At 40.0% G+C, this 12439-nt stretch carries 9 protein-coding genes, 1 tRNA gene and 1 pseudogene; 5 read left to right on the plus strand and 6 right to left on the minus strand.

All coding sequences use genetic code 11. The annotated features are described in order from the left end of the window. Nucleotides 1-6 precede the first annotated feature (6 nt). Nucleotides 7-1560, plus strand: coding sequence for a glycoside hydrolase family 28 protein (locus ACYZ0U_RS00780; RefSeq protein ID WP_461448805.1), 1554 nt, complete (start codon nt 7-9; stop codon nt 1558-1560). Nucleotides 1561-1565: 5 nt separating this feature from the next. Here the strand turns inward: ACYZ0U_RS00780 and ACYZ0U_RS00785 are convergent, their stop codons facing one another. Together ACYZ0U_RS00785 and ACYZ0U_RS00790 are read right to left on the minus strand one after the other, a co-directional pair. Beyond that, nucleotides 1566-2546, minus strand: coding sequence for a glycoside hydrolase family 5 protein (locus ACYZ0U_RS00785; RefSeq protein WP_461448807.1), 981 nt, complete (start codon nt 2544-2546; stop codon nt 1566-1568). 538 nt (nt 2547-3084) lie between these two features. Continuing rightward, a tRNA-Val gene (locus ACYZ0U_RS00790) sits at nt 3085-3162 on the minus strand. Between the two features lie 179 nt (nt 3163-3341). Here ACYZ0U_RS00790 and hemH point away from each other — a divergent pair. After that, entirely contained in the window at nt 3342-4358 is a 1017-nt protein-coding gene (gene hemH, locus ACYZ0U_RS00795) for a ferrochelatase (protein ID WP_461448809.1), read from the plus strand. Here the strand turns inward: hemH and ACYZ0U_RS00800 are convergent, their stop codons facing one another. The 3 genes from ACYZ0U_RS00800 to mutY form a co-directional block, all read right to left on the minus strand. Then, complete coding sequence (locus ACYZ0U_RS00800) at nt 4359-5891, minus strand: serine hydrolase (protein ID WP_461448811.1); 1533 nt, start codon at nt 5889-5891, stop codon at nt 4359-4361. Nucleotides 5892-6064: 173 nt separating this feature from the next. Continuing rightward, nucleotides 6065-6478 carry a single-stranded DNA-binding protein gene (locus ACYZ0U_RS00805; protein ID WP_461448813.1) on the minus strand — a complete coding sequence of 138 codons (414 nt, stop codon included), beginning with the start codon at nt 6476-6478 and terminating at the stop codon, nt 6065-6067. 25 nt (nt 6479-6503) lie between these two features. Next, nucleotides 6504-7550 carry an A/G-specific adenine glycosylase gene (gene mutY / locus ACYZ0U_RS00810; RefSeq protein ID WP_461448815.1) on the minus strand — a complete coding sequence of 349 codons (1047 nt, stop codon included), beginning with the start codon at nt 7548-7550 and terminating at the stop codon, nt 6504-6506. A 146-nt stretch (nt 7551-7696) separates the two neighbouring features. Between mutY and ACYZ0U_RS00815 the strand changes: the two are divergent. From ACYZ0U_RS00815 to ACYZ0U_RS00825, 3 genes and pseudogenes are all read left to right on the plus strand, one after another. Continuing rightward, nucleotides 7697-8020, plus strand: a pseudogene (locus tag ACYZ0U_RS00815) (HU family DNA-binding protein); the annotation flags it as partial. Between the two features lie 12 nt (nt 8021-8032). Continuing rightward, nucleotides 8033-8881: a tetratricopeptide repeat protein gene (locus ACYZ0U_RS00820; RefSeq protein WP_461448817.1), complete on the plus strand. Its 849-nt coding sequence runs from the start codon at nt 8033-8035 to the stop codon at nt 8879-8881. Between the two features lie 236 nt (nt 8882-9117). Further along, nucleotides 9118-10668 carry an Rne/Rng family ribonuclease gene (locus ACYZ0U_RS00825; protein WP_461448819.1) on the plus strand — a complete coding sequence of 517 codons (1551 nt, stop codon included), beginning with the start codon at nt 9118-9120 and terminating at the stop codon, nt 10666-10668. Between the two features lie 107 nt (nt 10669-10775). Here the strand turns inward: ACYZ0U_RS00825 and ACYZ0U_RS00830 are convergent, their stop codons facing one another. After that, nucleotides 10776-12407: an ABC transporter substrate-binding protein gene (locus ACYZ0U_RS00830; protein ID WP_461448821.1), complete on the minus strand. Its 1632-nt coding sequence runs from the start codon at nt 12405-12407 to the stop codon at nt 10776-10778. Between the last annotated feature and the right edge of the window lie 32 nt (nt 12408-12439).

Consider the following 12439-nt stretch of genomic DNA (forward strand, 5'->3'; position numbering starts at 1 on the left):
CCAAAAATGAAAAAAACACTCATAATTGCAATTGCGGCCCTGATACCTGCGCCTTGTTTTGCGCAGTTAAAACAATACAATATTGTTGATTATGGTGCAGTTACTAATACCCTGAGTACAAAAGCCGTACAAGCGGCAATAGATGCCTGCACGGCAAATGGTGGAGGTGACGTTGTCGTACCAACCGGCGTTTTTTTGATGGGTACAGTGCACTTAAAAAGTAACGTGCATTTATATCTGCAAAGTGGCGCCCTATTGCGCGGCAGCCCAAATTTAAATGACTATGAGCCTTATAAACCGGATACACCTTATGTGCCAATACATATCGGTATGTTTTTTACAAAGGATGCGGAGAACATAAGTATTACAGGGGAGGGACAAATTGATGGCAATGGCGATAACTTTATGGAGCTGGACAAAGCTAAAAAATTAGATAGCGTTACAACACAATATAGCAGGCAGGGCAAAAATTACAGACATGTGGAATCAGGTATTGGTGATGGGCCGGTAGTGCCTAAAGATAGGCCCTACCAAATGTTTGTGTTCAGCAATTGTAAGCGGGTTACTATTAAGGATGTTTTTATAACCGGCGCGCCATTTTGGTGTATGCATTTTGCGGATTGTGATGCGGTAAAGGTTGATGGTATCCGCCTTTGGAATAGCCTGTTAGTACCCAATGCTGATGGCATCGACATTAATAGTTGTACGAATGTTATTGTAAATAATTGCGATATCCGTAGCGGCGATGATTGCTTTGCCATTACCGGTTTTGATCATCATTTTGAAATTCCGGGATTTGAACACTTACGCCATGTATCTGAAAATATTATTGTGAGCAATTGTAACTTGCAATCATCATCAAGCGCCATCAGGATAGGTTATTTAGATCAAAATACAGTTAGGAATGTGCAGGTCAGCAATATTAATATTACCAATTCAACCAGGGGAATAGGCATTTTTCTACGCGATCAGGGATCACTGGAAAATATCAGTTTCAATAATATTTACATCGAAACACATTTTCGGACCGGCGATTGGTGGGGAAATGCCGAGCCAATCCATATATCTGCCGTGCGCGGTAAAGCAGTTGTGAAACTGGGCGAGATCAAGCATGTTACTTTTAATGATATTGTTTGTAAAGGTGAAAATGGCATACTGCTTTATGGCAGTAAGGAAAGTGTTTTGCAGGATATCTCCTTTAATCATATCCGTTTTGAATTTGCAGATAGCAAATTAAACGACATAGCAGGAGGCAATATTGATTTAAGGGGGTGCCTTGACATAAAGCAAGGTATATTTAAACATGATATTCCCGGATTTTTGGCAGAATATGTTGATGGCTTAAGAATAAAAGATTTTCAATTATCGTGGATAAATCCACGCATGCCCTGGTTAACCAATGGTATCGAAGTAAATCACTTTAAAAATTTGACCATCTCAGAATTTAATGAAACCGGCGCTCCTAAAAACAACAAAGCTCATCCGGTTAAATTAAAAGACGGTGAAAATTTTATGAGCGACTTAAAAGTAACGGATGTGTATAAGATTGGTGTAAAGTAGAATTATTACTTACTCAATTTTCTTATTTGAGTCCTGATGTAATTCCCGGCAGGCGTTAGCTGTTCAATCATCCAATTCCCGTTTACTGATGCTCCCGGTAATAACAAAGCAGTGGTTTCGTGCTTATCAGTGATGTTCCAGTTGGTCCAGCTTAACTTATTTTTAGTAAGCCAATCCATCCATGTATTTACCTCGGGCATATCAAACTTACCATCGCCACTGGCTTCGCCAACGCCCCATTCGGTTACTAGTATCGGCAGGCCCTTTTTTATAGCCATATCCGCCTTATCCCTTAATGGTTGTTGATGATTAGGGTCTGAAGCATAAAAGTGAAAAGAATAGGCGATGTTTTTATAACCCTTTATCGGGTTTGCAGCAGCCACATCTACATCTTGGTCCCAATGCGGGCTGCCGACAATAATTAAATTATGAGTATCGTATTTTCTTATTTCGGGGATGATTTGCAAGGCATAACTTTTTACCGTATCCCAGCCAATTTTTTCAGGCTCATTCCATATCTCATAAATTACATTCGGTACGCCGGCATATCTTTTAGCCATCATTGCAAAGAATGCTTTTGACTGCGCTATATGTAAATTACTATGATGATCATGCCAGTCTATAATCACATATATCCCGTCCTTAATAGCTTCGTCAACAACATCCTGAATTAATTTTGCCTGCATTTCAGGTTTTTGTAAATAGCCGCTGTCTGGCTGTACAGCCACTGCAGCCCTCATAATTGAAATCTTGAAATCGCTTAACAACCAATCAACCACGGCAGCCGTATAGTATTTTTGACCCTGCCATATACTCCACGAAAAGCTTACGCCATGCAGCTGAGGCTCAACACCATTTTTATTGACAATTTTACCATGTTTTATCATTAATGCGCCGTTTATTGAAACTGCTGTCGACATGGATTGTGCATGCGATATAGCGCAAGTAAAAATTAAAATTATATAAGCGATAAGACATTTCTTCATAAAAGGCAATTGATCATGTAATTTAATAAAGCACGCCAAAAAAGATGCATAATGTAAAAAATCAATTAGCTTTTGATAAGATAAGATTATTAATGGCGTGGTAATGGCCATGTTACAAATTAACTTATCGGCCTTCCATTATTAATTTCAAAACCCTATATTTTGCAGCAATTCCACGGGAGCGAAAACTACGCTTACCTGCATATAATCCCCTTGAACGCTGCCTGAACAAGGCGGAACAGACCACTATTTTTAATTTCTGTTGTTGCAAATACTATAAATGGGCCGGCTATTTTGCGTGCTTTAAAAGGGTGTATTCGGCTGCGACAGATGAATTTCAATCAATACATTTTAGGAAAAATTTATGCAGTAGTCCCGATTGACGCATAATTTGCCGTACCGGCAATAATTTTCAGAATTTTAGCTCGCATCACCACCCTCACAATACTAATTCTCATCTCTAAGGTAATTATGTTAACTCTTTTGCGAATTATTTCCAACAAAAAACCCCTTAGAGATACTCTAAGAGGCTTCAAAATGGTGGGAGTTACTGGGTTCGAACCAGTGACCCTCTGCTTGTAAGGCAGATGCTCTGAACCAGCTGAGCTAAACTCCCGTTGTTTTGGGACTGCAAATATAGAAGTATGATGGTATTGTTCAAAAAATATTTTACTTTTTTTTATTTCATGCTATATATGATTAAAAACATGTGTGATTCTGATCATATATTAGTAATAAAACATAGCTGTATATGACTGTAGCGTCAAAAATATTTACTTTTGTCATAGTTATACTATGAGCAAAAAAGGAATTTTACTTGTCAACTTAGGTACGCCTGATAGCCCGTCCAATGCTGATGTGCGCAAATACCTGCGCGAATTTTTGATGGATGCGCGCGTTATTGATATTAATCCAATAGCGCGCACACTACTTGTTAAAGGAATTATAGCCCCAACCCGCGGACCAAAATCTGCCAAGCTTTACCGGGAGATATGGGACGAGAAAACCGGATCGCCATTATTACATTACAGCAAATTACAGCAGCAATTGTTACAAGAGCGCCTTGGCGATGGGTATATAGTTGAACTGGCTATGCGTTATCAAAGCCCTTCGATAGAGTTGGCGCTGGATAGACTTAAAGCTGCCTTAGTGCAGGAGATTAAGGTGATACCGATGTTCCCGCAATATGCTTCGGCAAGTACCGGTTCAGTTTATGAAAAAGTGATGGGTTTGGTTGGTATGTGGCCAACATCGCCAAATATTTCGTTTATCAATTCTTTTCATGATAATGAATCGATGATCCAAACTTTTGCTGATAACGCATTAAAATATAATCCCGAAAGCTTTGATCATATCTTATTCAGTTTCCATGGATTGCCGCAAAGGCAGCTGATCAATTCAGATCATACACATAGCTACTGTCTAAAATCAGCAGATTGCTGTCAGACTTTGAATGAAACCAACAAGTTTTGCTATTCTGCACAATCGCATCATACCGCAAGGTTAATAGCTGAGAAATTAAACATCCCGAAGGAAAAATACACCATTTGTTTCCAATCGCGCCTTGGTAGCGATCCTTGGGTTCAGCCTTATACCAGCGAAATTGTTGCAAAATTAGCCGCTGAAGGCAAGAAAAGCTTATTAGTATTTTGCCCGGCATTTGTTGCCGATTGCCTGGAAACCGTTTACGAGGTAACTCGTGAATATGGCGACGAATTTAAGGTTTTAGGTGGCGAGCATGTGCAGTTAGTAGAAAGCCTGAATGATTCACCAACCTGGATAGAAGGATTGGCAGGCTTGGCTACATCTTAACTATTGCGTTTTCTTAAAATCATAGGGCAACGGGTCTAAATCATTATCAACTTTCACCCTAACACTTAGCACGCGGCCATTTTGTACTGAAAATGGAAATACCGTTTTTCCCTTTTCAGGATCGGAGAAAGTAACATAAAAGCGATTGCCGCCTATGGATTGCATTTTGGCGTACATAGTTGGGTGATGCTCAAAGTGCATAGAAAGCTCGTTATTTTCACCCGCGGTGATATTCATGTTGCCATATAGTTCATTAGTATAGCTGCCGGTGTAAGCATTCAATGGCAATGCCGGCATCCTAAGCATAGCTACTGAATCACGTAGTTTTCTGTCGGTAGCTTCATTTTTATTTTGCTCCTCTTTAAACTTTTTCAGGTAATTATCGCTGTAATCCTGGTAAGGCAATTTAAAATAAGCATCTAATATTTCCCATCGTAAGGCATCATAAAGCTCGTTTTGATCTGTATTAGTTAGGATGATGATGCCTAAATGCTCCTTAGGAACTAATGTAACCGAGGTAACATAACCATCTACACCGCCATTGTGCATCACAATGCGATGATTTTCATAATCCTGTAATTCCCACCCTAGTCCGTACAATTCGTAGTTCTCTTCTCCATTTAAATGCTTAACATCAGCCACAAAATCCTGTGGCTGTCGCGTAGCTTCAATTGCAGCAGCGGGTATTACCTGGTGATATCCCACTTTTCCGTCGTTTAAAAGCATCATCACCCATTTGCTCATATCGTTAACTGAGGAGCCAATACTGCCTGCTGGCGCCAATCCATCAATCTGATTATAAGGGATAGCAGTCAGTCTTCCATCAACAAAAGTATGCGGAGCAGTCCTGTTTAAAACATGAGGGAAATCTTTGGTTAAGGCCAATGTATTACCCATACCTAAAGGAGAAAAGATGTAATCCCTAATATATGATTCCCAGGTATGCCCGGTTACGGCCAGCACAACCTGCCCTGCAGTTAAAAATGCCGAGTTGGTGTACCCCCATTTTGTTCGGAACGGATATGGCGCTTTTACTAATGCCATTTTAGCGATGATCTGATCGCGGGTTAAGTTGGTGTTGTAAAAGGTAAAATCGCCCTGGAACGTTTGAAAGCCGATACGATGGCATAACAGATCCCGCACCGTGGTCATTTCGCCGGCTGCTTTGTCGTTTAGCTTAAACGTGGGGATATATTTAGTGATCTTATCATCAAGCGACAGCTTGCCCTGTGCTTGCAGCATACATAAAGCGGTTGCGGTAAAAGCTTTGGTGTTGCTGCCGATCATGAATAACGTATTCTCATCCACCTTATCGTTCAACCCTAATTCCTTAACGCCGAAGCCCTGCATCATTACTACTTTACCATCCTTTACAATACATACCGCTGCTCCCGGTATGCGCCAGTTAGTTAGCGCGCGGTTAATGTATAATTGGAGGCTATCCTTTATAAAACGGCTGCGATCAGCGTTTTGGGCATTTACAATTCCGGTAAATAAAACGATGGCGATAAGTGGCAGGAATATTTTTTTCATTTTAAGCAAATATCTGTTTTAAAAACGCTCTACACCAATAGAGCGTTCTTAGGCTATAAAATTAACGTTAAATTTAAACACACCATATTTATCTACTCAAATATTATAAAAAACAAAAGCCCGACTTAGTTAAAAATCAGGCTTTAAGTTTAAGTTTATAATTGGCTCTTTATTTACAAAACATCGTTGGTGTTAAAATCATCCGGCATTTCTACGGTTGATCTTGCGGCACTTCTGATATTATCATTCTCAAAATCGCTTTTCCTCCCGAGCAAAGTAAAATTTTCGGCAACTATCTCTGTTGTGTATTTCTTTATGCCCTCTTTATCCTCAAATGATCGTGTGCGTAATTTTCCTTCGATATAAACCAGCTTACCTTTCTGCAAGTGCTTTGCAGCTACATCTGCAAGGCCACGCCACATTACAATATTGTGCCATTCGGTTTGTTCAACCTTACGGCCATCTTTATTAAAAGTTTCAGAAGTTGCCAGCGGAAAGCTTGTGACCGACACTCCTCCTTCCAGGTACCGTACCTCAGGATCTTTACCCAAATGACCAACAAGTATTACTTTATTTATTCCTGACATAGGCTTAAGCTCAACATAAATTATTCTACAAATTAAAAATATTTTTTATAAATATAAAAACGATTTTTGGCAAAGCGAATTTTTCAATGTTTTTTACGCCGGTAAAAAACCAGTTTTGTTGAATTTTTAAAACCTGTGGTTGTATGGTTATAAAGCGCACATACAGGCGCTGATGTGTTAAAATATGTTTGTAAACAGGTGAAACATCCTGTATGTCAATAGCATTACCAAAGTACGCAATAGTTTCCGGCATTACAACTATGCTGTTTAAAGAAATTAATTGATTTGTTTCAATCATAGGTAAATCATACATATTTGCCCATATATCTTTTTCATCGCGTTTTTTCAACAATATTTCCTCGTTATTAATAATTAAGAAATAATTAAAAAAGCGTTCCCTTACTTTAACTGTTTTTAGTTTTACAGGTAGCGCGGCAGTAGCGTTATGCTTAAATGCAAAACAGCCAGTGTTGACAGGGCAAATTCCGCAAGCAGGATTCTTCGGTTTGCATAGCATAGCACCAAATTCCATCATCGCCTGGTTATGCAGGCCAGGGTGATTATGATTGAGTATTTCATTTGCAATAGCCTGAAAATCTTTTTTGCCTTTATTGCTGTTAATAGGCTCGTTAATGCCGAAATATCGGGCTAATACCCGGTATACATTGCCATCAACCACCGCTTTAGCCTCATTTGCCGAGAAGGATGCGATAGCTGAGGCGGTGTATTCACCTATCCCTTTTAGTTTTATTAGGTTATTATATTGCTGCGGAAATGCGCCATTATAAAGCTCAACAACTTCGCGGGCAGTTTTTAGCATGTTTCTGCCACGGGAATAATACCCCAAGCCCTGCCATAACTTTAATATATCGTCTTCGTCAGCAACAGCAAACTCGCTTACGGTTGGATATTTATCTAAAAAGCGATGAAAGTAGGGCCTGCCTTGCTCGACACGCGTTTGTTGTAATATAATTTCAGAAAGCCATATAACATAGGCATCGGTTGTGTTGCGCCAGGGCAGGTCGCGCTTGTTATTAAGGTACCATTGTACCAGCTCATCAGCAAAATTCATGTAGTACAAAAGTAACTGAAAGCCTGTGGTTTTATTTATTTAATGTAAGTTTTACAGTGCATTTTATGGTCGCCCAAAAAAAACCTGTTAATTATTTCACTCTTTATTTATAAAACGATACTTTTGCAACCCCAAAACAGTTAAGTAATTATATAAAAAACAAAAGAAAATCAGATATGACTAAGGCAGAAATTATAACTGAAATCTCAACTAAAACAGGAATCGAGAAAGTTGATGTGCAGGAAACCGTTGAGGCGTTTTTCAAGGTTGTTAAAAGCTCAATGGTAGGTGGCGAAAATGTTTATGTTAGAGGTTTTGGAAGTTTTGTAGTAAAGAAAAGAGCAAAAAAGACAGCACGTAACATTTCAAAAAATACTGCCATAATTATCCCTGAACATTTTGTACCAAGCTTTAAACCAGCAAAAACTTTTGTTGAAAAAGTAAGAAGCGGTAACAAATCAAGCAAATAATTAATCCCGGAAATGAAATCAAAGCAAATAGTCGTTATTGTAGCCGTAGTTGCTGTTATCGGCTATTTGTATTCATTACCACCTGTTAAAGGCAATACCGAAGCATCAGTAAAAAAAGGTACAGGTAGCGTTGCTGCGGCTAACAAGCCATCAACCGACGTTACAGTTCAAACTGTATCTGCATCAGCTAAAAAATTTATTGGAGATAGCTTATCTACAAAGATCAGCGGATTGGAAGACCAGTTGAGAAATGCAACAAGCGATGCTGATAAACTTGCTCTGGATAAAAAGTTAGCACAACAATGGTCGCTTATTAATCAGCCCGGCCCTGCAGCATTTTATTACCAGGCAATTGCCCGTAGTGAAAATACCGCCGAAAGCTGGATAGTAGCAGGTAATCATTTTAATGACGCTTATAAACAGGCACAGGATACCACAGCGCAGCCGGTATTTGATGCCGATGCTGTTGAAGCTTTCCAGGTAGCAACCAAGTTGAAACCGGAGAGCCTTGATGCTAAAACAGGGTTAGGCATTGCTTATGTAAATGGTGGTGGCCCGCCAATGCAAGGCATTGGTTTACTGCTTGATGTGGTAAAGCAGGATCCTACAAATTACAATGCCGAATTAAATTTAGGTATGTTTGCCATGAAGTCGGGCCAGTTTGAAAAGGCGGTTGATAGGTTTAAAACCATCATCAGTCAAAAGCCCGGCGTTGAACCATACTTTTACCTGGCTGAAAGTTATAAACAGCTTGGTATGAAAACGGAAGCAATTGCTGCTTACGAAGAATGTAAGAAAATGATGCCTGACCCCACATTTGGTCAGAAGATCGACGAATACATAAAGGAATTAAAAAATTAAATAACATTTAAATTATTATTATTATGCCCAGCGGTAAAAAACGTAAAAGACACAAAATGGCTACCCACAAACGCAAAAAGCGTTTAAGAAAAAATAGACATAAAAAGAAATAAGCTGCTTTTTAAAGCACTTGTTAACCTGCCATGCACTCATGGCAGGTTATTTTAGTTACTGTTTTTTACCCTCTTATACACCTATGGCCATTAATTTGGCTGTAATTAAGAAATGGAGTAGCATTGATAAAGGAATTAATTATCGATTCAACCCCCAACGGGGCTACTATTGCATTATTACAGGATAAACAACTTGTAGAACTTCACAAAGAGCAGATCAGCAACAATTATACGGTTGGTGACATCTATTTGGGCCGCATTAAAAAAATTATGCCCAGCCTTAATGCTGCTTTTGTTGACGTTGGTTACGAGAAGGATGCCTTTTTGCATTATCTTGATTTGGGGCCACAGGTACAAAGCCTGTTAAAGCTTACCAAACAAGTGCGTAGCGGTGGTTATCAATCAAAGCTTTTAGATAACTTTAAGCTTGATGCTGATATTAACAAAGGAGGCAAGATCTCCGAAGTTTTAACTAAAAATCAGCTGATTCCCGTACAGATAGCAAAGGAGCCTATTTCAACAAAGGGCCCGCGCTTAAGCGCCGACTTATCCATAGCCGGGCGTTATGTGGTATTAGTGCCATTTTCTGAAGTAATTTCCATCTCCAAAAAAATAAAAAGCAATACCGAGCGTACACGCTTGCGTAAAATTGTTGAAAGCATAAAGCCTGCACATTTTGGTGTTATTATACGTACCGTATCCGAAGGAAAAGGCGTTACCGAAATGCAAAAGGACCTGCTCGACCTGATATCAAAATGGGAAAGTTTTATTACCCGTTTACCATCAGTTGAGCCTGCTAAAAAAGTTTTAGGCGAGATAGGCCGTACCTCAACCATATTGCGGGATCTGCTGAACGCGGATTTTCAGGGCATCACCGTAAATGACAACGCGATGTACGAGGAGGTGAAATCTTATGTTCATGAGATCTCGCCCGATATGGAGAACATTGTTCGCCTGCATAAACACAAGGAGCCGTTATTTGAGCATCATGGAATTGATAAGCAGATAAAAGGCGCTTTTGGTAAAACAGTGAACCTTGCCGGTGGTGCTTATTTGGTTATTGAGCATACGGAGGCCCTGCACGTTATTGACGTTAACAGCGGTAATCGTACGGCCAATAAGGAGAACCAGGAAGAAAACGCTTTCCAGGTTAACAAGGAAGCGGCTAAAGAAATTGCACGTCAATTGCGCCTTCGCGATATGGGCGGTATTGTGGTGATTGATTTTATCGATATGCACAAACCGCAAAACCGCAAGGAGCTTTTTGACTACCTGCGAAATGAAATGGCACACGACAGGGCGAAGCACACTATTTTGCCGCCAAGCAAATTTGGATTGGTGCAAATTACCCGCCAGCGTGTGCGCCCAGAAATGAATATTGTTACCACCGAAGTTTGCCCTGCATGCGGCGGGACCGGAACAATACGCCCAACTATTTTGCTGATAGATGATATTGAAAATAACTTCAATTACATTCTTGACGAGCAAAATGAAAAAAATATTACACTTTGTGTACACCCGTACATTGAGGCCTACATTAAACAAGGTCTGATAACCCGCCAGATGAGATGGCTGGTAAAATACGGCCAGTGGATAAAGGTTAAAAGCAACCCTGCTTACCAGATCACGGAGTTTCATTTCTTCTCCAGCAAAGACGAAGAGATTAAGTTATAATTTGCCAATATGAAGATATGCGGATGTGCAGATGTTTGATAAAAGCATCTGCACATTTTATTTATAGTGCTTGCGAGGACCGAGGCAATCGCAAAATGTGCATTTAATTAATTTACCTTCTTCACCCTCTTCAACCCCAGCAAATTCATCCCGTTAACACTATAGCCGCTGATGTTATTCTGGTACAAATTAACAAGCTTATCATAATACAAAACCACTACCGGCGACTGCTGCATTACTAAATTATCCATTTGTTGGTAAAGCCGGTAACGGGCGGTGTCATTATTTACAAGATAACTTTGGGTAAACAGGGCATCAAAAGCTTTGTTATTAAAATTGGTGTAATTCGGCCCGTATGGTGATTTGTTTTTGGAGTAGAATACCGACAGATAATTTTCACCATCGGGATAATCGGCATTCCATGATGCACGGAAGAATGGTACACCATTTTTGGCGATCTGCTCACGAAGGCTGGCGCCCTCCATTACTTCAATGCGAGTTTTAATACCTACTTGCTCCAATTCTCCCTGGATATATTCTATCAGGTCGCGGTAACTGCTTACGGTGGTTAATGTAATTTCGGGTAAGCCATTTCCATTTGGGAAACCGGCTTCGGTAAGCAGTTTGCGTGCTTTTTCAGGGTTATAATTATAGCCAGCTACTTTCGATGCATCAAAGCCGGGCATTCCTTCAGGAATAAAGCCGGACGTTCCAGGTGTACAAAGGCTGTTGCGCAGATATTTTACCATGCTCTGCCTGTCGATAGCATAATTGATAGCCTGCCTGATTTTCAACAAGCGCAATGGTGAATTTTTCATGATGGTTTGACTGGAATCAACGATGATGCCCAAATACTCCGTATTTAAATACGGATGGGTAACCATGATAAATTTACCACGGTATTTTTTAGTGATGTGACCGCTTTTGGTTAAAATATCATCGCGATAGCTGCCGTTAATACCGTTAAAGAAATCAAGGTCTTTTTTTATAAAGGACATAAAAGAGGTTTGTTTATCGGGAATAAAACTCGCTTTTACCGCATCTAAATAAGGCAATGAATACCCGGCGCTGTCTTTTTCCCAATAGTTTTCATTCTTCAGCAAAACCAAAACTTCACCTTCTTTCCAATACTTAAATTTAAACGGCCCGGTACCAACCGGATGACTCCTGAAGTCCTTGCCATAAAAATCAACCACCTCGTGCGGTACCACTACACAGTATTCCGAACTCAGCAAACTCAGCATCGGCGGGAATGGCTGTTTTAAAATGATCCGGAATGTACTGTCATCCAAAGCCAGAAAACTTTGTCTGCCGGAAACCTTATCACTAAATATCCAGGAGCCAGATGAACCAATTTTAGCGTCTATCAATCTGCTAAAGCTGTAAACAAAGTCTGCTGCGGTAACTTTACGCCCCTTGCCATTCTTAAACTGCCCATCATCCTGAAAATGGACATTGCTCCTTAAATGAAAAGTGTATTGCAAGCCATCAGTGCTGATCTGCCAACTTTTGGCTATACAAGGTTTTATATGCAGGCTATCATCCAATTGCACAAGTCCGTTATAGATCTGGTTATCCATCCAGATGGCGTTCTGGTTACGCGCGAATGCCGGGTCGAGCGATGTAAGGCCATCGTCTAAATTAAGATGGAATACAGTTTTTTGGCTTAAGTTGTCGCAATTGCTACAAGATGCAATTATCAGGCATATCAACCCCAACCAATTAACCAGTTTGTTCATATGCTGCTAATATCGATAAAAAGCCGGCTCTA

Source organism: Mucilaginibacter sp. (assembly GCF_965225845.1).
GTDB lineage: Bacteria > Bacteroidota > Bacteroidia > Sphingobacteriales > Sphingobacteriaceae > Mucilaginibacter.

Excerpts from the sequence above, each read along its gene's own strand:
- ACYZ0U_RS00830 (WP_461448821.1), bottom strand. The coding sequence starts at position 12,407 with ATGAACAAACTGGTTAATTGGTTGGGGTTGATATGCCTGATAATTGCA.
- ACYZ0U_RS00785 (WP_461448807.1), bottom strand. The coding sequence starts at position 2,546 with ATGAAGAAATGTCTTATCGCTTATATAATTTTAATTTTTACTTGCGCT.
- mutY (WP_461448815.1), bottom strand. The coding sequence starts at position 7,550 with ATGAATTTTGCTGATGAGCTGGTACAATGGTACCTTAATAACAAGCGC.
- ACYZ0U_RS00805 (WP_461448813.1), bottom strand. The coding sequence starts at position 6,478 with ATGTCAGGAATAAATAAAGTAATACTTGTTGGTCATTTGGGTAAAGAT.
- ACYZ0U_RS00800 (WP_461448811.1), bottom strand. The coding sequence starts at position 5,891 with ATGAAAAAAATATTCCTGCCACTTATCGCCATCGTTTTATTTACCGGA.
- ACYZ0U_RS00820 (WP_461448817.1), top strand. The coding sequence starts at position 8,033 with ATGAAATCAAAGCAAATAGTCGTTATTGTAGCCGTAGTTGCTGTTATC.
- hemH (WP_461448809.1), top strand. The coding sequence starts at position 3,342 with ATGAGCAAAAAAGGAATTTTACTTGTCAACTTAGGTACGCCTGATAGC.
- ACYZ0U_RS00780 (WP_461448805.1), top strand. The coding sequence starts at position 7 with ATGAAAAAAACACTCATAATTGCAATTGCGGCCCTGATACCTGCGCCT.